This window comes from Pseudozobellia sp. WGM2 (assembly GCF_017810075.1).
In the GTDB taxonomy this organism is placed as follows: Bacteria; Bacteroidota; Bacteroidia; order Flavobacteriales; family Flavobacteriaceae; genus JADNYK01.
The window spans coordinates 1-540 of sequence record NZ_JADNYK010000037.1; the positions used below are offsets into that span (position 1 = coordinate 1).

Sequence of the window (540 nt, forward strand, 5' to 3'; positions counted from 1 at the left end):
GAAAAACAACTGGCCGCCATATGGCAGGAGGTACTCGGAAGGGAAAAAATAGGAATAAAGGACGACTTCTTCGAACTGGGGGGACATAGCCTGAATGCTATGAAATTAATATCCAAAATATTATCAGAATTTGATACTCAAATTTCACTTGAAACTCTATTTCACAACCCTACAATAGCTCAAATTAGAAATGAAATTGATGAAATCAATTGGGTTAACAAACAAGAATCTAATAAAGAAAATGATGAAATATATTATATATGATTAACCTTTTAATTAAAAAATTAAAGGAACTTAATATTGGTGTTGAAGTAGTTCATGGACAACTAAAATTAAGTGCTCCCAAAGGGAGCATTAGCCCTTTATTATTAGATGAACTAAAAACTAATAGGGAAGAATTAATTCTATTTTTTAAAAAACATCAAAGTAAAACAAAAAAACATCTTTCCATCCCATCGGCCCCGACAAGCCGGGACAACGGTTATCCCATCTCCGACGCGCAGCGCCGGATCTGGGTCCTGAGCCAGTTCCGGGGCGGCA

2 protein-coding genes are annotated in these 540 nt (G+C 36.3%); both read left to right on the forward strand.

Annotated features, from left to right (window positions below; genetic code table 11):
• The coding region (locus tag IV512_RS19690; protein ID WP_209406468.1) for a phosphopantetheine-binding protein at positions 1–264 on the forward strand (264 nt) is incomplete at its 5' end.
• A partial coding sequence (locus IV512_RS19695; protein WP_209406470.1) for a hypothetical protein occupies positions 261–540 on the forward strand: 280 nt, incomplete at its 3' end. The genes IV512_RS19690 and IV512_RS19695, both read left to right, overlap by 4 nt.